At 46.6% G+C, this 20,619-nt stretch carries 16 protein-coding genes; 9 read left to right on the top strand and 7 right to left on the bottom strand.

What is annotated here, in order from left to right; translation table 11 throughout:
- Positions 1-57 precede the first annotated feature (57 nt).
- From V7051_RS00140 to lysS, 9 genes are all read left to right on the top strand, one after another.
- Positions 58-2,007 carry a transglycosylase SLT domain-containing protein gene (locus V7051_RS00140; protein ID WP_333872849.1) on the top strand — a complete coding sequence of 650 codons (1,950 nt, stop codon included), beginning with the start codon at positions 58-60 and terminating at the stop codon, positions 2,005-2,007.
- Between the two features lie 82 nt (positions 2,008-2,089).
- Positions 2,090-2,605 carry a 3-hydroxyacyl-[acyl-carrier-protein] dehydratase FabA gene (gene fabA / locus V7051_RS00135; protein ID WP_333872848.1) on the top strand — a complete coding sequence of 172 codons (516 nt, stop codon included), beginning with the start codon at positions 2,090-2,092 and terminating at the stop codon, positions 2,603-2,605.
- 11 nt (positions 2,606-2,616) lie between these two features.
- On the top strand, positions 2,617-3,840 hold the full coding sequence (gene fabB, locus V7051_RS00130; protein ID WP_333872847.1) for a beta-ketoacyl-ACP synthase I: 1,224 nt from the start codon (positions 2,617-2,619) through the stop codon (positions 3,838-3,840).
- A gap of 120 nt (positions 3,841-3,960) precedes the next feature.
- The gene (ttcA, locus tag V7051_RS00125; protein ID WP_333872846.1) at positions 3,961-4,821 is read left to right on the top strand and encodes a tRNA 2-thiocytidine(32) synthetase TtcA; all 861 of its coding nucleotides are present in this window, start codon (positions 3,961-3,963) and stop codon (positions 4,819-4,821) included.
- Positions 4,818-5,552, top strand: a complete 735-nt coding sequence (locus V7051_RS00120; protein WP_333872845.1) for an SAM hydrolase/SAM-dependent halogenase family protein — start codon at positions 4,818-4,820, stop codon at positions 5,550-5,552. The genes ttcA and V7051_RS00120 overlap by 4 nt, the downstream gene beginning before the upstream one ends.
- A gap of 136 nt (positions 5,553-5,688) precedes the next feature.
- Positions 5,689-6,787 (top strand): peptide chain release factor 2 gene (gene prfB / locus V7051_RS00115; RefSeq protein ID WP_333872844.1). Its coding sequence is split into 2 segments (ribosomal slippage): positions 5,689-5,763 and positions 5,765-6,787, totalling 1,098 coding nucleotides; the frame shifts between segments, so codons are not numbered across the junction.
- Between the two features lie 7 nt (positions 6,788-6,794).
- Positions 6,795-7,211 carry a DNA-binding protein gene (locus V7051_RS00110; protein ID WP_333872843.1) on the top strand — a complete coding sequence of 139 codons (417 nt, stop codon included), beginning with the start codon at positions 6,795-6,797 and terminating at the stop codon, positions 7,209-7,211.
- Positions 7,190-7,657: a hypothetical protein gene (locus tag V7051_RS00105; protein ID WP_333872842.1), complete on the top strand. Its 468-nt coding sequence runs from the start codon at positions 7,190-7,192 to the stop codon at positions 7,655-7,657. Before V7051_RS00110 ends, V7051_RS00105 begins: the two co-directional genes overlap by 22 nt.
- 98 nt (positions 7,658-7,755) lie before the next feature.
- Positions 7,756-9,255: a lysine--tRNA ligase gene (gene lysS / locus V7051_RS00100; RefSeq protein ID WP_333872841.1), complete on the top strand. Its 1,500-nt coding sequence runs from the start codon at positions 7,756-7,758 to the stop codon at positions 9,253-9,255.
- Between the two features lie 95 nt (positions 9,256-9,350).
- Here lysS and gloB read toward each other — a convergent pair whose 3' ends face one another.
- From gloB to V7051_RS00065, 7 genes are all read right to left on the bottom strand, one after another.
- On the bottom strand, positions 9,351-10,115 hold the full coding sequence (gene gloB, locus V7051_RS00095; RefSeq protein WP_333872840.1) for a hydroxyacylglutathione hydrolase: 765 nt from the start codon (positions 10,113-10,115) through the stop codon (positions 9,351-9,353).
- A gap of 161 nt (positions 10,116-10,276) precedes the next feature.
- Positions 10,277-12,499, bottom strand: coding sequence for a PAS domain S-box protein (locus V7051_RS00090; RefSeq protein ID WP_333872839.1), 2,223 nt, complete (start codon positions 12,497-12,499; stop codon positions 10,277-10,279).
- Positions 12,500-12,708: 209 nt separating this feature from the next.
- Entirely contained in the window at positions 12,709-14,571 is a 1,863-nt protein-coding gene (dxs, locus tag V7051_RS00085; protein ID WP_333872838.1) for a 1-deoxy-D-xylulose-5-phosphate synthase, read from the bottom strand.
- A 1-nt stretch (position 14,572) separates the two neighbouring features.
- Positions 14,573-16,210, bottom strand: coding sequence for a copper resistance D family protein (locus V7051_RS00080; RefSeq protein WP_333872837.1), 1,638 nt, complete (start codon positions 16,208-16,210; stop codon positions 14,573-14,575).
- Positions 16,211-16,219: 9 nt separating this feature from the next.
- Complete coding sequence (locus tag V7051_RS00075; protein WP_333872836.1) at positions 16,220-16,576, bottom strand: copper resistance CopC family protein; 357 nt, start codon at positions 16,574-16,576, stop codon at positions 16,220-16,222.
- 18 nt (positions 16,577-16,594) lie between these two features.
- Positions 16,595-17,980 carry an aspartate aminotransferase family protein gene (locus tag V7051_RS00070; RefSeq protein ID WP_333872835.1) on the bottom strand — a complete coding sequence of 462 codons (1,386 nt, stop codon included), beginning with the start codon at positions 17,978-17,980 and terminating at the stop codon, positions 16,595-16,597.
- 16 nt (positions 17,981-17,996) lie between these two features.
- Entirely contained in the window at positions 17,997-20,615 is a 2,619-nt protein-coding gene (locus tag V7051_RS00065) for an MMPL family transporter (RefSeq protein ID WP_333872834.1), read from the bottom strand.
- Between the last annotated feature and the right edge of the window lie 4 nt (positions 20,616-20,619).

Below are 20,619 nucleotides of genomic sequence, written 5' to 3'. Positions count from 1 at the left end.
GCGCTTGATTATATCTGTCTGAAACATCTTTAGGAATATATTTACTGTGAGTGAAATATGAAATGTCTGGCGTGGATTGTGTTGTTATATCCGCTTCTTTTTTCCGACGCAGTGTTTGGCAATACACTTAGCCAGCAAAGAAACGATTTTTTACTGGCGGAAAAACTGCTTGCTCAAGGAAATAATGCGGCATTCATGCAAACCAGTGCCGCTTTGATTGATTACCCTCTATATCCCTATCTGCAATACCAGTGGCTGAAAGATAATTTACATCAAACCGACCGGGTTTTGGTTTTTCTAACGACTTATGAAACGACCCGCTATGCTGGGCTATTAAGATCTAAATGGCTGGATTATCTGGCTAAAAACGAGCGTTGGGACGATTTTATCCGGCATTATAGCGCCGCCAGGGATAGTGTGTATGCCGCAAGCCTGTCTGGAGCGGGCTCTCCGAAAGCAGTCGAAAATATTGCGCTTGAATGCCAGTACAATCTGGCAATCTATAAAACAGGCAATCAACAACAGGCATTAAACGAGGCTAAACGTTTGTGGCTTACCGGAGATTCGCTGCCGCAAGAATGCGATCCGCTGTTGTCGGCATTGACGATGTCCCCTGACTTCACGCCGGAACTTATTTGGCAGCGCTTTGAGCTGGCTTTGCACAAAGATAATGTTTCGGTGGCGGAATATGTACGCCGTTCGTTGAGTATTGCCGATCAGGATGTTGCCGATCTATGGTTACGGATCCATCAAAAGCCGACTCTAATCGAAAATAGCGGCTTTTTAAGCCCGCAAATGGGGCGACTTTTCGCGCATGGCGTAGATCGGTTGGCAAAATCTGATTTGAGTCTGGCTGTTAAACTTTGGGATGATAAAAAAAGCACGTTCCAGATAGATAACCCGACAGTCCAGCAGTTGGAGCGCAGTCTCGCGATTAGTTTGGCGCGCAGCCGAAATCCCGATGCGTATTATCGCCTTAATCAGTTGCCTGTTGTCGATCCTGAAGTTAATGAATGGAAAGTCAGGGCGGCTTTGCTTGAACAAAACTGGCAACATGTTGCCGAGGCGCTGACTGGTTTGACGGATCAAGAGCGGCAGGATCCTAAATGGCAATACTGGCTGGCCAGGTCGCTGGAGAAAACCGGGAACTCTTTGCAAGCACAGGATGTTTATATCAAATTAGCGGAGGATCGTAGTTTTTACGGGTTCCTGGCCGCCGATAATGTTCATAAGCCTTATCAATTTTCCAATAAACCGGTTTTTCTGGCGGAAAATGAACTTGAAAATCTGGCAAATGAAACCGATTTTAAAGTGGTTCGGGAATTTAATTTACTGAACAGGGACATGGAAGCCGAACGGCAGTGGTGGTATGCGGTAAAAAAACTGACTAAGGAACGGCTCATGATCGCAGCCAAATTGGCTCAGCAATGGCATAAAGATCAAATTGCCATTGCTACGTTAGTCAAAGCCGATTATTGGGACGACTTGGCTTTGCGGTTTCCGGTTTATTATTCGAATCAGGTTCATAGTAACGCCTATCTGCATGATCTCGATCCGGCCATTGTTTTCGGCCTTATTCGGCAGGAGAGCATCTTCAATAAAGATGCCGAGTCATCTGTTGGCGCACGTGGCTTAATGCAGGTGATGCCTAGAACGGGAATGCAGATAGCTCGCGATTTGAAGGAAAAATGGCAGTCGGACAATAGCCTGTTTAACCCTGATGTTAATGTCAGATACGGTTCTTTTTATTATAAGCAACTGCTGAAACAATTTCATGGCCACTTTGCATTAGCAATTGCGGCTTATAACGCAGGGTCCGGGCGGGTAGCAAAATGGCTGCCGAATGTTGCGTCTATGCCCGCAGATATCTGGATAGAAACCATCCCGTTTAAAGAAACCAGGAAATATGTCACTTCTGTACTTTCTTATGCCATTATTTATCAGCAACTCATACAAAGAAAGGGCTTGAAGATGAAAGAATTCATGCTTGATGTGCTTCCCGGCTAAAAATAGAGCTGATTTTTTTTGATGGCTGTTAGATAATGCACAGTTTAGAATAATAATAATTACGTTAAGGTATATAAAGAGCATGGGGAAACAGCACAGTTTTACGCGCGAAGAATTGTTGATGTCCGGCAGGGGAGAACTGTACGGGCCGAAAAATGCGCAATTGCCTCTACCGAATATGTTAATGATGGATCGTATTACCCTTATAACCGATGAAGGTGGTACATACGGAAAGGGTGAAATCATTGCTGAACTGGATATAACGCCTGATTTATGGTTTTTTGCCTGCCATTTTCAGGGCGACCCTGTAATGCCGGGTTGTTTAGGACTGGATGCGATGTGGCAGTTAGTCGGTTTCTTTTTATGCTGGATGGGCGGCCCCGGCAAAGGTCGCGCTTTGGGGGTGGGTGAAGTGAAATTTACCGGGCAAGTATTGCCCACCGCTAAGAAAGTGACTTATCGGGTCAATTTAAAAAGATTGATAATGCGGAAGTTGGTTATGGGTATTGCTGATGCCACTATGGAAGTCGATGGCAAAGTGATTTATGAAGCCACCGATTTACGGGTTGGTCTGTTTACTTCCACCGAAGATTTTTAGAGGCGTTAATAATGAAAAGAGTCGTAGTAACCGGTTTAGGCATTGTTTCCAGCATAGGGAATAACCGAACAGAGGTTGTCGATTCCCTAAAGGAAGGCCGATCAGGAATTGTTTTTGCAGACGTTTATCAGGAAATGGGTTTCCGCAGTCATGTTCACGGACCGATTAATATAGATTTAGACGAATTTATCGACCGTAAAATAAAACGTTTTATGGGCGATGGCGCTGCGTTCAACTATATTGCAATGCAACAGGCAATTGATGATTCAGGTCTGGGTGAATCAGAAGTTTCAAATTTCAGAACCGGCCTGGTGATGGGTTCCGGCGGTCCTTCAACCTCAAACATTGTTGAAGCTGCTGATATTTTGCGTGAAAAAGGCATCAAAAAAGTGGGGCCTTATATGGTTCCAAGAAGCATGTCCAGCACCAATACCGCATGCCTTGCGACACCTTATAAAATTAAAGGCGTCAATTACACGATAAGCTCGGCGTGTGCGACCAGTGCTCACTGTATCGGTCATGCGATGGAACTGATCCAGATGGGCAAACAGGATGTCGTGTTTGCCGGTGGCGGCGAAGAAGTGCATTGGACGATGTCGATGTTATTTGATGCGATGGGTGCTTTGTCTTCCAAATACAATGACACGCCGGCAACAGCCTCAAGACCTTATGATGAAACCCGTGACGGCTTTGTAATATCCGGCGGCGGCGGTGTGTTGGTGATTGAAGAACTGGAGCATGCCAAAGCGCGTGGCGCAAAAATTTATGCTGAGCTGACCGGTTACGGCGCAACTTCCGACGGTTACGATATGGTTCAGCCTTCGGGTGAAGGCGCAGTGCGCTGTATGCAGCAGGCGATGGCGACTATAAACGGCAGTAAGATCGATTATATCAATGCCCACGGCACCAGTACCCCGGTCGGCGACACCAGGGAACTTGAAGCTCTGCGCAATGTGTTCGGTCAGGAAAATGTGCCTTTAGTCAGTTCGACAAAATCGCTGACTGGTCATGCATTAGGTGCGGCAGGCGTTAACGAAGCGATTTACTCATTGTTGATGATGGAAGAAAACTTTCTCAGTGCTTCAGCCAACATCGCCCAACTTGATCCAGGTGCGGAAGGTATTCCGATAGTGCGTGAACGTAAAGACAACATTACGTTAAACACTATTATGTCGAACAGCTTCGGCTTCGGCGGCACTAACGCTACACTGATTTTTCAGCGTTACAACGGTTAACCATATCTTTTATTCACCACGAAGACACGAAGAGCACGAAGTTTTATTTCTTCGTGCTCTTCGTGTCTTCGTGGTGATAGGCTTTTATTCTTTATCTTTAAATAGATCATATCTCTGACCATGTCAGATCTAAACCAAAAATCCAGAACCCAGTTTAACAAGCTGCAAAAGAAATTGCGGCACACGGTCGGCGATGCGATTGCCGACTACAACATGATTGAAAATGGCGACAAGGTCATGGTCTGCCTATCCGGGGGCAAGGATTCCTTCACTCTGTTGGACATCCTGATGCACTTGCAAAAAACCGCTCCGGTTGAGTTTGAACTGATTGCGGTCAATCTGGACCAGAAGCAACCCGGATTTCCCGAGCACGTATTGCCGGAATATCTTGAATCGCTAGGCGTGCCGTATCATATTATCGAAAAAGACACCTACAGTGTGGTAAAGCGAGTTATTCCAGAAGGGAATACCACTTGCGGCCTGTGTTCACGTTTGCGTCGTGGTACCCTGTATGGTTATGCCGAAGCCAATAATGTCACCAAAATAGCTTTGGGTCATCATCGTGACGACATTCTTGAAACTTTTTTCCTGAACATTTTCTATGGCGGAAAATTAAAAGCGATGCCGCCCAAGCTGTTAAGCGACGATAAGAAAAACATTATCATCAGGCCGTTGGCATACACCCGTGAAAAAGACATAGAACGCCTTGCCGCATTTAAAGATTACCCGATTATTCCGTGCAACTTGTGCGGTTCCCAGGAAAACCTGCAGCGCCAAGCCATGAAAGTCATGTTAAAAGGTTGGGATAAACAGTTTCCGGGACGCTTGGAAACCATTTTTACCAGTCTGCAAAATGTCGCGCCCTCGCAGTTAGCCGATACCCAGTTATTCGATTTTGCCGGGTTAACGCTAACGCGGAGCCAACAAATCGAAGAGCAGGTTATGACATTTAATGCCGGTTTGGAGGTGTTGGCTCAGTGACCTGTATTATTCTTTTTACCGATTTTGGGCCGTCCGGCCCTTATATCGGGCAAATGGAATCGGTGTTACGGCTGACAGCCCCGAATGTACCTGTTATCAATCTGCTGAGCAATGCCCCGACAGCCGATCCTCGTTTAAGTTCTTATCTATTGGCGGCGCTGCGTTACAGTTTCCCTGTACACGGTATTTTTCTGTCCGTGGTTGATCCAGGCGTTGGCGGTGAGCGCAGGGCCGTTGTTTTACAGGCTAATGGACAAACGTTTGTCGGGCCGGATAACGGCTTGTTGAATACCGTTGCGGTTCAATCCCAAAAAGTGCAATGGTCGGAAATTATCTGGAGACCGGACCATTGCTCAATGAGTTTTCAAGGCAGGGATTTATTCGCCCCGATTGCTGCAAAGCTGGCTATTAATGCGGCGGATAATTCATTGCGGCCATTCGAGCGAAATGATTTAAGCGCTTGGCCTCCGGACTTGGCTGAAGTGATTTATTTCGATCATTACGGTAATGCGATGACCGGATTGCGCTACGGTGAAGCCTTTTCCGGTAAGACTCTAACGGTTAATGGTATTACGGTTAAACAGGCCGGTACTTTCGGCGATGTCGAAGAACAGCAGGCTTTCTGGTATAAAAACTCCAGCGGCCTGATTGAAATTGCGGTCAATAAAGGTTATGCAAAACAGCAACTGGCTTTGGAATTAGGAATGGCAATCAGTTTAAAACTATCGTAACAGTCCTAATGGCCTTAAGCCGGTAACTTGGGATGAACAGCCTTCGCTTATAGTTTATAATCACCGCTCTAAAGTTTTCATTGCCCGGCGTTCATCTGTGCGCTTGGTCTCGACTGTCATTGGTTAAATACACTTCATGCAAGAAATAAATCCGATCAAAAATAAAATAGCCGACTTAAAAAGCCGTGGCGATGCCCTTAGGAGGTATCTTTGACTTTGACGTTAAAAGCGAACGTTTAGTCGAAGTTTTAAGAGAGCTGGAAAACCCGAAAATCTGGGATAATCCCGAAGAAGCGCAAGCCTTAGGAAAAGAGCGCGGTCAGCTGGAAGTTATCGTTAACACCATTAATGACTTGGAGCATGGCCTGTCTGACGCGGAAGAATTGCTGCTGATGGCGGTCGAGGAAGACGATGAAGAAACGGTCGAGACTGTCGTCGATGATCTGGCTCATTTTGAAAAAAGAGTCGCGGACCTGGAATTTCGCCGTATGTTCTCCGGGCAAATGGATGCCAATAATGCGTTTTTGGATATACAGTCCGGCTCCGGCGGCACCGAAGCCCAGGATTGGGCTTCGATCATCGAGCGTATGTATTTGCGTTGGGGTGAGCGCAAGGGGTTCAAAACCGAGCTAATTGAAGAATCGCAAGGCGATGTGGCCGGGATCAAAAGCGCCACGATCAAATTCGAAGGCGAATATGCGTTCGGCTGGTTACGCACCGAAACCGGCGTACATCGCTTGGTCAGGAAATCGCCGTTCGATTCAGGCAACCGCCGCCATACCTCGTTTGCGTCGGTGTTTGTATCGCCGGAAATCGACGATGACATAGATATCGACATCAATCCCGCCGATATTCGTGTCGATGTCTACCGTGCCAGCGGTGCGGGCGGTCAGCATATCAACAAAACCGAATCGGCCGTGCGTATGACTCATAATCCGACCGGAATCGTCGTGCAGTGTCAAAGCGACCGTTCACAGCATAAAAACCGCGACACCGCGATGAAGCAATTGAAAGCCAAATTGTACGAGCTGGAAATGCGTAAACGCAGCGAAACAGCGCAGGCATTGGAAGATACCAAGTCGGATATAGGCTGGGGCAGTCAGATTCGTTCTTATGTGCTGGATCAGTCGAGGATCAAGGATCTGCGCACCAGTGTAGAAACAGGCAACACCCAGGCTGTTTTGGATGGCGACCTGGATCAGTTTATCGAGGCCAGCTTGAAGAGCGGCTTGTAAAGCCATCATGAATAAAACGGAGCTTGAAATTTTAGCCGCTATCAGAATTAATGAGGCGGGTGTTCTTTTAACTGCGGATTGTTATCAGGGCGCCTACTATTTAGCAGGCTACGCGGTGGAATGTGTATTGAAAGCCTGTATTGCCAAGCAAGTTAAAGAGTTTGATTTTCCAGACAAAAAACTTGCCAATGATAGTTTCACGCATAAGCTTTCTGATCTGGTCACTACCGCTGGATTAAAGCAAAAACTAACTGAACAAGAAAAACAAAATAAAGAATTTAAATTAAATTGGGCAGTTGTTGTTGAATGGTCAGAGGAGTCTCGTTATAAATGCGTCATTACAAAACAAGAAGCGCATGATCTTTTTATTGCAATTACCGACAATGAATCAGGAGTATTGCCATGGCTAAAGAAATATTTATGACGCAATGGTTCTCGGATGAGATGCTTTTAGCCGGTGAATCTTTGATAAGGCGATTAGACGCAACTGATGCAAAAGTACTGGCCGCTTTTTGGTTATTGGATGCCGAAGATAAAACCTGGAAATTGACGATAGTCTCGCCGCTCGTTGAAAGCGAAGGGCCCAGAAACTATTACAAACGCATTAATGACATTAATGAGTCTGCAAAGCCTGATGAAAACGTGATTGCATTGCACGATATTAGTGTAAGCGATACCGATAATCGTATTGTCAAAGCAATAAAACGCAGTGTTTTAGGTGACTCTATACTTGGAAATAATAGACTTGGCAAGAATACACTAGGGGGGGTTTACATTGAAGATATGTACCTTTATCGAATGGACTGGGAATTACTTGGAGACACTCCCAATCCAGCTACGAAGGATAAAACCATTCCGCTAAGTCCATAAGGAAAACCGGCATGATGCGGTTAACTACTCTCGACTTGGCTCGCATAGCGATTTATTCAAATAAATATTTTAATCTTATAACTTTTTAACGAAAGCCCATGTCAGAAATTGAGCACGACGAACAAGAACAAATCAAACAACGCCGCAGCAAATTGAATGAGTTGCGTGAAAACGGCGGCATTGCTTTTCCTACCGATTTTCGCCGCAATGTAGTGGCAGGCGAGTTATTGGCCGAATACGGCGAAAAATCCAAAGAAGAACTTGATGAAAAACCCTTGCGAGTAAAATTGGCCGGTCGGATGATGACCCGTCGGGTGATGGGTAAGGCCAGTTTCTGTCATATTCAGGACATGTCCGGCCAAATACAGCTTTATGTGACTCGCGATGCATTGCCCGAAAGTTTTTATAACGAACAGTTCAAAAAATGGGATATAGGCGACATCATCGGCGCGGAAGGTGTCTTGTTTAAAACCCAGACAGGCGAACTCAGTGTTAAGATCGATGCTATTCGCCTGCTGACTAAAGCCTTGCGTCCGTTACCTGAGAAATTCCACGGTATTGCCGATCAGGAAATCAAATACCGTCAGCGCTATCTGGATTTGATCATGAGCGAGCAATCGCGCAACACCTTTTTGATTCGTTCCAAGGTGGTAGCTTATATCCGTCAATTCCTGATCGAGCGCAATTTTCTCGAAGTTGAAACGCCGATGATGCAAATGATTCCCGGCGGCGCAACGGCGCGTCCTTTTACGACTTTTCATAACGCGCTGGACATGGAGCTGTATTTGCGTATTGCGCCGGAATTGTACTTAAAGCGCCTGGTGGTCGGCGGTTTTGAACGGGTATTCGAAATTAACCGTAACTTCCGCAATGAAGGTTTATCGACCCGTCATAATCCTGAATTCACAATGCTGGAGTTTTACCAGGCTTATGCGGAATACCATGAATTAATGGACTTAACCGAAGCCATGTTGCGCGGCGTTGCGATGGAAGTATTAGGGCAAACCATGATTACCTATCAAGGCGAGCAATACGACTTCGGCAAGCCGTTCGACCGTATGACCGTGGTCGAATCCATTCTGCATTTTAATCGGGATTTAACCGCGGAAAATATCGCCACCCGCGAAGCCGCCGTTGAAGTCGCCAAAAAGTTGAATATTCCGGTTAAAGATGGTTACGGTCTGGGTAAAATTCAGATTGAGATATTCGAAAAGACTGTAGAAAGCCGGTTGATGAATCCGACTTTTATCACCGCTTATCCGGTTGAAGTATCGCCATTGGCAAGACGCAATGACGACGATCCGCATGTCACCGATCGTTTTGAATTTTTTGTCGGCGGACGGGAAATTGCCAACGGCTTTACCGAGTTGAACGATGCCGAAGACCAGGCCGCGCGTTTCCAAAAACAGGTCGAAGAAAAAGAAGCCGGTGATATTGAAGCCATGCATTTTGATGCCGATTATATCGTCGCACTGGAACACGGCATGCCGCCTACGGCAGGGGAGGGCATAGGTATCGATCGTTTAGTCATGCTGTTTGCCGATGCACCGTCAATACGCGATGTGTTGTTGTTTCCGCATATGAGACCTAAGGGTTAAGGAACGGCAGTATATTTGGTTAATTCACCACGAAGGCACGAAGGAAAATATAAAGCTTATGTCTTCGTGGTGTTTTTTGATTTTTATAACAGTAATTAAAAGTTGTCCTTCAACCGCCTGATTTCCGCGAAAACCTCCACCGGCTTGTTATTCACCATTTTAATGGTTTCCTGCAACGCCAAACTGTCTTCCCTGAAAAATGGATTAGTCTCCAGTTCCTGTTCTATTGTCGACGGCACCGTCGGCAAGTGATTTGCTCTCAGTTGATTGACGTCATCCATTCTTTGCTGTAATTGCCGGTTATCAGGTTCTACGGTTAAAGCAAAGCGGCCATTGGCTTGCGTGTATTCATGAGCGCAATAGATTTGAGTCGATGCGGGCAAAGCCTTCAGTTTCTGCAACGAATGCCACATTTGTTCCGCTGTACCTTCAAATAACCGACCGCAGCCCATCACAAATAAAGTATCCCCGCAAAACAGCAGGTTGTCGTCAGCAAAATGATAAACAACATGACCGCTGGTATGGCCGGGCGTCGAGATTACGCTAGCCGAATGCTTGCCGAGTTTTACCTCGTCGCCGTCAACAACGCCGCGATCAAAACCGGGAATTCTATGCCGGTCTGAAAGACCCGCAATAACCGTGCAGCCGGTTTTTTGTTTCAATTCGAGATTACCGCCAACATGATCGGAATGGTGATGGGTATTAAGAATAGTAGTTAACCGCCAGCCTTTTTGATCCAACACATCTAAAACCGGCTGGGCGACAGCAGGATCTACAACAGCGGTTTCACCGGATACAGGGTCATGTAGCAGATAAATGTAATTATCGTTTAAGACGGGGAGTGTCAGGATGGTTAGCATGTTTTAACTCCTTATTCGGGTTTCAAGTAACGGATCATTCTCGGCATGAAAATGAGTCGCCTAACACATAAACCACCTATAAATTTGACCGATTAAAAGGTAGAGTTTGGCATCGATGTTCATGCCAAATTGTGGTTTAACCGACCAACGGTTTGTGGAACTTAGTGGCGGTTATCAGATTCTTCCCGTATGGGTAGGGTGAAATAAAAACAGGTGCCTTTTTCAGATTGGCTATTGAAACACAAAGTACCTTCGTGAGCTTCAACCAGTGATCGGCTGATCGATAATCCCATGCCCATACCGTTTGTCTTCGTGGTGTAAAACGGCGTCAATATTTTTTGTTGCTGGTCTTCATCAAGGCCGGGGCCATTGTCTTTTACACTGATCAGAATGTCATTATCGGGAGTCAGGCTGCTATGGATAGTCAGCTGGCGCAATTGTTTTTCGGGTAAATTTTGTAAGGCATCAACGCTGTTTCGTATCAGGTTGATGATGACTTGCTCAATTTGTATCTGATCGACGCAAACAGCTGGTAAATGATTTTCCAATTCAAACGTCAGTTTTATGCCGTTTTGTTTCAGTTCGGGAATACATAAGCCGACAGCATCATGAATCAAATTATTAACATCAGCGATTGAACGGTGTTTTGCATGAGTTTTGATAAATTCCCTCATCCGGTGAACGATCCGTCCCGCTCTTAAAGCCTGTTGTTGGGTTTTGTATAACACCTCGGCTAGTTTTACCAGATCGGGAGTTTCAGTATTAATCAGGTTTAGGCTGACTTGCGCATAACTGGAAATTGCAGCCAGCGGTTGATTGACCTCATGGGCAATACCTGAAGCCATTTCTCCCATCAGCCCAAGGCGGGTGACATGGGCGAGTTCGTCCAGGCGTTCCTTGTCTTGCTGTTCCCTGTGCTTGCGTAAACTGACATCACGCACAATGTAGGTAAAATAGTGCTCATTATCGATGGCGAACTCTGCGATGGACAGATCCAGGGGCACTACAGAACCGTTTTTATGAATGCCTTCAATTTCCCGGATTTGACTGGCAAATTTTACTGCCTGAGGCAAGGCATAACTTGGCGATAGCGGCATCAGTGTACAAATGTTGCAACCAATCAGCTCTTCCGGTTTATAGCCAAAAATAATTTCTATTGCGGCATTAGCGGATACGATAATGTCGGACATGTCATAGGTGATAATGCCTTCTACCGATGCATTAAAAATGGCGTTGAGTTTGTCTTCTATTTGTTTGCGTTGAGTAATGTCGTACAGAATCACCAAATGCTCGCCCGAAAAATCGTGATGAATCGTAGCGGCAGACGCCAACGCGGTTTTAATGCTGTCGTGTTTGCAGTGAATAGTTACTTCCAAAGGCGGAAAGTCGACCAGCCCCAGATTGGCTTTTTCTTGTGTCATTTGCCAAGTGGTTTCTATCCACTGCCGATAGTCCGGATCCGGGTAAGCTTTCAGACGCCAGTCTGGCAGAGTGGGAATATCATCTATGCTGTAACCAAAGGTTTGCACAAACGCTTGATTGAGGAAAGTAATATTCAACTGCTCATCATGCAACGCCATCGGTACCGGACAAGCCTCAATAATCGAACGAAATTTTGCCTCGCTGGCTTTTAGTTCATTTTCCATTATTTTGCGTTCGGTGATGTCGATATGCATGGCAACGTAATGGGTGACTGCGCCGACGGCATCTTTCACCGCAGTGGCGATTAACCACGAGGGATAGACTTCGCCATTCTTGCGGCGGTTCCAGATCTCACCTCGCCATTGGCCGGTTTTATTCAGGATATTCCATAATTGGCGGAAAAAGGCAGGACTGTGTCGCTCTGATTTCAGAAGATTGGGTGTGTTACCGATGATTTCTTCAGCATGGTAACCGGTAATGGTGCACAAAGTCTGATTGACACTGATAATGTTTGCTTTGGCATCGGTTATTAAAATACCTTCCATGGTGCTCTCAAACATCGTTGCTGCCAGGCGTAGTTTTTCCTCCACCCGTTTGCGCTCGATTGCATAGTGTATGCTCCGGTGTAATATGCCGCTCGTCAGGTCACTTTTAACCAGATAATCTTGTGCGCCTGCCTGAGCCAGTTTTATCGCCAAGTCTTCATCGTCAAGACCGGTCAATATGATGATAGGCAAGTTGGGCGCTTGGCGATGCAGACGCCAAAACGTATCCTGTCCAAAGGCGTCCGGCAGCGATAAATCGAGTAAGGCGACATCGAAATGTTCTCGTTTCAGTAACGCTAAACCTTCTTCCAGCCGTTCGGCATGAGTCAGGTGGAAAAACTGCTTCGTGTTTTCCGTTAATAATTCGCGCAGTAGCACGACATCGGGTTTATGATCTTCTATCAACAGGATATTCATATGCACATATGTCTATCAGAAAGTTGTAGTAGATTCGCCGTTGCATAATCTAATCTAAACGGAGTTTTGAATCTGATTTTTGCTCGAAAGTTTTCAAGCGGTTTTCCTATGGTCGGCTGTTTTTGATGTTGTGTATTGATTGGCGGTTTGCAATTGCGAAACCGCTCTACACCGTTTAGATTTTCTTAACGTCCATGATAAAAATATCTCTATGCACAAAACTTCTCAATCTGAGCAAGAATACCCTGTATATCCAAACCGCACAATGCCAGCAATTCTTCTCTGGTGCCTTGCTCGACAAAACTGTCCGGCAGGCCGATATTCAGCACCTGCATCAGGATTTGTTGCGCTTGCAGGAAGTCGTTGACGGCGCTGCCGGCGCCACCGGCGAGTACGTTTTCTTCGACGGTGATGAATATTTCATGACTCTTGGCTAATTCAAGCACCAGTTCGGTATCGATAGGTTTGACAAAACGCATGTTGACTATGGTGGCGCCTAACTGCTTACCGGCTTCCATAGACGGAGTTACCATGCTGCCCCAAGCCAGGATGGCGATACGGCTGCCTTGATGACGAACTTCGGCTTTACCTATTGGAAATGCGGTCATGGTTTTATTAATTGCAGCGCCGGGACCTTTGCCGCGCGGATAACGCACGGACGCCGGGCCTTGATGCATAAAGCCGGTATAGAGCATTTGCCGGCATTCGTTTTCATCGGCAGGCGCCATGACCAGCATATTCGGAATGCAACGCATATAGCTGTAATCAAAACTACCGGCATGGGTTGGGCCGTCCGGGCCGACTAAACCGGCGCGATCCAGCGCAAATAACACATCCAGGTTCTGGATCGCGACATCATGAATCATCTGGTCGTAGGCCCGTTGCAAGAACGTCGAATAAATCGCTACAACCGGTTTGGCGCCTTGGCAAGCCTGCCCTGCAGCCAGTGTTACCGCATGTTGCTCGGCAATCGCGACATCAAAGTAACGTTTTGGGTAACACTCAGAAAATTTGACCAGCCCGGAACCTTCGCGCATCGCCGGAGTAATGCCCAGTAAGCGCTCGTCTTGTGCCGCCATATCGCAGAGCCATTCGCCGAATACTTCCGTGTAAGTCGGATGCGGGGAGGGTGCCGATTTGGGCAGACAGTCTTTGCTGGGGTCGAAAGCCGGTACGCCGTGATAAGCCAGCGGATCTTTCTCGGCAGGCGGATAACCTTTGCCTTTTTGGGTAACGATATGCAAGAAGCGCGGACCGGAAATATCTTTCAGGTTTTCCAGCGTCGATACCAGCATGTCCATGTCATGCCCGTCTATCGGGCCGATATAATTAAAGCCCAGCTCTTCAAACAATGTGCCCGGTACAATCATGCCTTTCATGTGTTCTTCGGTGCGTCGCGCCAGTTCCCAAACACTCGGAATACTGCTTAAGGCTTTTTTGCTGCCTTCGCGCATTGAAGAATAAAATTTGCTGGACAAAATTTTTGTCAGGTAATTATTCATCGCGCCGACCGGTGGCGAGATCGACATGTCGTTATCGTTCAGGATCACCAGCAGATTGGCATCCAGCGCGCCCGCATGATTCATTGCTTCAAACGCCATACCGCCGGTAATGCTGCCGTCGCCGATAATCGCGACCATTTTCTTGTCTTCGCCTTTTAACGCCGAAGCAATCGCCATACCCAGAGCTGCGCTGATCGAGGTACTGGAATGGCCGACGCCGAACGCATCGTATTCGCTTTCTGCCCGATTAGGAAACGCAGAAACCCCGTCTCGGGTACGGATCGTAGTCATGCGTTCTTTACGTCCGGTCAGGATTTTATGCGGATAAGCCTGATGGCCGACATCCCAAACCAGCTGATCGGAAGGCGTGTCGAACACATAATGTAAGGCTATGGTTAACTCAACCGTACCCAGTCCGGCGGAAAAATGGCCGCCGGAAATGCTCACGGTATGGGTTAAATAGTCGCGTAATTCTTTTGCCAAAGGCTTAAGCTGGCTTTTCGACAGCTTGCGCAGATCGGCAGGGGTGTTGATGTCTTTGAGCAATGGGTAGTTTTGTATTGTATTCATATTAATAAAGAGGTTCGCGATAGAACATCAGGATAATGCCAATCTGAAACAGCGCGGCAACAGAAATAAACCCGGCAATATCTTTGCCCGGTTTGTCCAATTTTAATTCCAGCCAACGACCGCATGCCAGAATCAGAGAAAAAGTTCCCATCATGGTATGCCCGACCTGGATAAGGAAAGCACTTTTGGGCTGAAAGCCTATATGGGAATGAGTCAGCAGCATCAAGCCGCCAAAAGCGGCCAGCAGCGGAAACACAAAGGGCAGTTTACTGTCCGGGTTCTTGGTTATTCTGGCTGTAAGCTCCATAACGCCAAGTACAAATACCAGCAAAGTTGCAATCCGATGCTGCAGTACTTCGCCGTTATTGAAAGTGCTTTCCCAGAAGCCTATCGGACCCAAAGGCCAGGTTTCCGCATCGCTACGGAAAAACAGGAAGATACCCAGTCCGACAAAGCCTAAAGGCCAGTATTTAAAATATTCAACCCCAGTTTTTTTTACATAAGACAACATCGCAAAGAAGCTCATCACGGTCAGGAAAATACCGGAGATGTTATGGTTGTAGTTCGACCATTCGGTTGCGGCCAGCGATGGCACTTGGCCGACAATGGCAACGCGTCCGGCTTCGCCTGCAATCAAGTCGGTATGTGCTGGAGAGCTTGTTTGAGGGATTTGCGGACTAAAAGTATTCAGAACTTCCTGCCAACTTGCAGTCAGGTTTGGAATATCAATAGCCGGAGGCTGAGACGCCAAGCTCGCGGCGGTAAACAGCAAGGTAACCAGGACAAAGGTTTCCGCTTCGACATAATAGGGCACGCGGTTATGTAGAGCGTGGCTATTGCCGGAAAATCCGAATGCCGTGACGGATGATTTATTTAACCAGGCGAATCCCAAAGCCATAGCCATTAAGGTAATTTTTACCATCAGTAAATTACCGTAGCCGGTACCGATCAGTCCGTTCCATGTGCCGATGTATTGCAGAGCCATAGGCAAACCTGAAATCAGGATCATTGCAACCGAGGCTATTCCGAACGTAGAGAAACGCTTTAGCAATAAAGGCCATAATTCAGCTGAAACCTGTCTGCTGTTATGCAAGAGCCAAAGATGGACCAACTGAAAAACACCTCCGATCCAGGCTGCTGCGGCCAGTTGATGGATGATCGTCAGCGACATCAAAATAAACTGATTTTCAAAGCGTCCCGCGCCATGTACCAGCCAAGCGCCTGAAATAATCATCGGCAAGGCCACAACGCCGGCAGTTATCCAGCATTCTTTTGAAAAAGGATTTTTACTGAGATATTGATAGCAATAACCGGCCAAAAACACAGCCAGTATTGTACGTATTATGCCGCCTACGAATTGTGTGGTGTCGGCGAACTCGGGGAACGGCCATCGCTCAAGTACGGCTGTCATTAACCATACCTTGAGAATAATTTTGAAAAGTTGGGCTGCAGCCAACCAAATACCGCCTTTATAAATAAGGGCAATGGTTTTTTGCAGTAATACCGCCGAGTATCCGTCTTGATAATGCCACGGGCGCAATACAAAAAGTCCCCAAAATAGGCTGCCGATTGCTAATGAATAACAAATCAGGTCGAAACCGCCAATGAGGGAGTCGAGAAAATCAGCTATACCGGCCATTGCTAACTCCTATTTGGAAACGGAAAAATGAATAACATCTTCGGTTAAATGACCGTCGGCAGCGAAGACTTTAAACCTGAGCGCATAATCGCCGGTTTCCAACGCTGGAATATGGACAATAATCTGACCTTGTTTACTGCCGGTGACGGCTTGTAATAATTGATGTTTATCGCCTTTACTGACCAGGAAAATTTGCGACAAGCCCAGTTCAATCTGCGAGTTAAACGACAGCTCAACTTTTGCCGGGTTATTGGCATGAATGGGCGTGATCTTCAACGAATAATCGGTTATTACCGCATGAGCGAAGGCCCATTGTGTTTGGCACAACATTAAAAATAATAAACTTATTGAAATGATTTTTTTCATCACTATTCCCCCGATCAATTATTTTTTGCCTTTCAAGGCATGTCCCGCCAGATTCTTGCCCAAATCCCAGATGGAACCGGGAATTTGATGGGTATCGGCTATGGCTTTATCAAATGAATTGACTATAGTGTCGCGGTCTTTTTGCGTTAAGTTTAAAGGGGGCAGCAATTTGACCACGTTCATGCCGTGCCCTGCAACCTGCGTTAATATGTGGTGTTCTTTAAATAAAGGAATAGTGATCATTTGACAGAACAAACCTTTATTGGCTGCTTCCAGCATCGCCCAGGCCGCTTTTAGCTTTAAGCTCTTCGGTGATTGGAATTCAATCGCAATCATCATGCCTTTGCCGCGCGCTTCTTTCAGGAATTCATATTTGCCGGTCATTGCATTCAGGCTGTCGATAATGTCGGTGCCGACTTTCATGCTGTTTTCGACCAGTTTTTCCTCTTCCATAACGTGCAATGTGGCAAGACCTGCCGCCATCGCCATATTGTTTTTGGAGAAGGTGGAACCATGCACGACGGCTCTATCCATACGGTTATAAACCGTATCCATGATTTTCTGGGTCATCGCGACCCCGCCGACCGGAACAAAACCGCCGGACAGGGCTTTGGCCATACAAATCATGTCCGGTTTGACGTTCCAATGATCGATAGCCCAGAACTTGCCGGTGCGTCCCAAGCCGGTTTGGACTTCATCGGCGACAAACAAGGTGCCGTATTTTTTGCATAAGCGTTCGACTTCGGGCAAGTAGTTATCATCAGGTACATTAACGCCTTTACCTTGAATAGGCTCGACGATGAAAGCAGCAACGTCTTTGTTGCTTAAGGCTTGTTCCAGCGCTGCAAGATCATTGAAAGGCACAGCGCTGCAACCGGGCAGCAGAGGGCCGAAACCCTCGCGGAAAATGTTTTCGCCGTTTAACGACAGAGAACCCATGGTCAGACCATGATAGCCGTGTTCGCAGAAGACGATTTTTTCACGCTTGGTGGTGTAGCGGGCAAATTTAATTGCGGCTTCTACGGATTCGGTTCCGGAGTTGCAAAAGAACATTTTGTTCAGGTTGTCCGGTGTGGTTTTCAGGATTTCCTGCGCCAATAATCCGCTGAGTACTGACACATCCATTTGTACCAGATTGGGCAATTCCAGTGTTAAAGTCTCAGTTAAGGCGCTGATAACGGTCGGGTGGTTGCGGCCGATTGCAAATACGCCGAAACCGCTGAGCAAGTCCAGATATTCCGTACCTTCCTGGGCATAGAGATATTGTCCGATAGCCTTTTTATAGTGGCGGTCGTAGCCTATGGTCTTTAACACTCTGACCATTTGATTATTTAAATGTTGTTCGTGCAGATCAAATTTATCAGTACTGTGTTGAGAAAAAAGTTCGGCGATGCTGAATGACATTAGTTACCTCAAAAAATTAAATTCTTTTGCCGCTGAAAGCAGGCAGGACTATTAAAGAACACATCACTGTGAAAGTAAGGCCTATGGCCAATACTAAACCCATACTTGCCATGCCCTGATGAGCAGTGAAGGCAAGGCTTGAAAAACTGCACAAGGTCGTTATGGAGCTGAAAATAATGCCTCGGGTGGTGCTGCTTTGCAGCAAGTTTTCATCTTCACCCGAGCTGGAATGGTGTCGGTGCATGATAAGTATGCTACTGTCGATACCCATGCCCAACAGTAAAGGCAGGGCAATGATGTTGGCGAAATTGAAAGGGTTGTCCAGTAACACGTTAGTTGCACCGGTTAACAAAGCAGCCAATAATAATGGCATGATAACCAGTAAGGTTTTCCTTACATTTCTATACATCAACAATAATAACACCACAATGGCAATAAAAGCACCGCTAAAGGCGTTAATAAATGCCTTGACTATAGCGTCGCCCCCCGCCTGATTAATTATCGGCAGACCGGAAACTGTGTTATCAACGGTCTGTACCTGTGTAACAAATTCTTTTAAATTCTCAGGTCTATTTTGGTCCTTTTCAGGTGTGATCAGGACTCTATAGAGGCCGTTAGCGCTGACCCAGTGCGATTTTATCTCCGCCGGTAAATCGGCCAGTTCAAAGGGTATGGCTGTCAGGCTGGTGCGTAGGCGTTCTATGGTAAACGGTAGCAGGCCTAAAATGTTTTTTTCCAGCTGAATGTAACTTGCTGTCGGAGTCTGGGTGGTATCAGTTTGTTTCATGAACGCTTCGATGCGCTGTTGTAATTGCTGCAAGGTCTGTTGCGGCACATTAGGCGAATGTTCGACAATGGCTTTTTTCAATGCTTCATTGAACTTAATCAATGCTGTCTGCTGATTGACTGTATCGAGTATGTTGTCAAAGTTTTTTAGTTGACCGCCCAGCATCAGGTTTAAATCTTCAATGGTTGCCAGCTTTTCGTCCTGATTTTTAGCGATAAAACTTGCCAAGGTCAGGGAGTCGTGTACAGATGGCTGATGCTTTAGTTCGTTGGTGATTTTATCCGCTGCTTCAAGATCACTTGCCAACGCGGTCAGTGCAAACGGGGATTCGGTTTTGGACTTTAACAGCTCTTTAATGGTTATGACCGATTCGCTGTTTGGGTCTCTGAGGTTGATAGGATTGTAATCAAAAGTAAGATCGGTCAATACAAAACAGGCGCCGATGCCCAGTAGTATGGAGACGATTTTGATGCCGGTCGAAAAGCGGAAAGGAAAGGTGATTATAAAGGCCGGGGTTAACGGTGAGCGTATCGGCTTTACCTTATCGACAGGAAAAACGCAGAATAACGCCGGTAACACTGTCAGCGAAATAATCAGGCCGATGAAGATGCCGCCACCTGAAATAACGCCTAATTCGGATACGCCCGCATAATCTGTGGGTATGAATGCAAAAAAACCAATTGCTGTGGCCAGGGCGCATAAAAATAATGAAGATCCGACATCACGGATACTGATCAGGATGGCTTCGCTATTCGATAGGCCGTCCGCTTTGCCTTCGCGATAATGCAGGCAGATATGGATCGCGTAATCGACTCCCAGTCCGATATATAAACTGGCAAAAGCGATGGAAATGACATTTAAATGGCCCACGGTGATAGCGGCGAACCCTGCCGTCAATATCAATCCCATAACTAGAACGATATAGGTTGTAATCAGCAAACGTATTGAACGCAGGCCTATCCATTGTATTGCGAATACTAATACCAGTGACAACAAGCCCGAGAATGTGGCGCCTTTGGTAACGCTCTCAAGTTCTTCGTGTTCCAGCGCGGTTTCGCCGGTTATGCGAATACTGAGAGAAGGATTTTCCGCCATGATTGCATGACTGATTTCGCGTGCTGCCGAAAGTGCGACGTCAGCCGGCAGCATTTCATTAAAATGCATTTTAGGTTTGGCTATGACGATAGTCCGGTTAGATTCGGTTTGTGCGGCTGCATCCTTATAGTTGTCGCTGGACAATATGTTTTGCCAGGATAAATAGTGCGATTGGCCAAGCAACTGATTTTTCAGGATGTCGTCAATGGCGAGCAGTATCGGATTTAAATCCATAGGCAGGGCATGGTCATGCCGGTTTAGTGCCTGGCCGATAATGTCGAATAAGCCTTCAAGGTGATAATTCTGCGCCATGTGACCTATAAAAGGCTGGGCGTCAGTCAGTTTTTGGGCGAAATTATCCAGATCGTTTTGATCCAGATAGAGTAAGGCTTGCTGTCTGAAAAAGGCGTTATCTGTGGGTATGTAGGCGGAATCAAAGCGATCGTTTGCTTTAACTAACTGTTCGGCAAGCTTGCCGGCAGCTTGAGAAGATTCTTCCGGTGTTTCAGCCTCAACCACAAAAATAATGGTAGTGGCATCATCGGGAAACGCCTGGTTAAAATGCGCCTGGTTTTGCTGGAAAGGCAAGTCGGGTGACAGCATTTCAGCCGTGTTGGTGTTAATCTCCAGGTTTTTAATGGTGTAGTACAGAGTGGCGCCGCACAGCAATAGCGATAGCAATAGCAGTGTCCACGGGCAGCGCATGATTTGTCGCTCGCACCATCCGATAAGGGCGTTGAAAAAAGATGACATGCTG

The sequence above is a fragment of the Methylobacter sp. genome (genome assembly GCF_036845245.1).
In the GTDB taxonomy this organism is placed as follows: Bacteria; Pseudomonadota; Gammaproteobacteria; order Methylococcales; family Methylomonadaceae; genus Methylobacter_A.
Note: the sequence above shows the minus strand (reverse complement) of the source record. Positions and strands in the feature narration are given on the sequence as shown.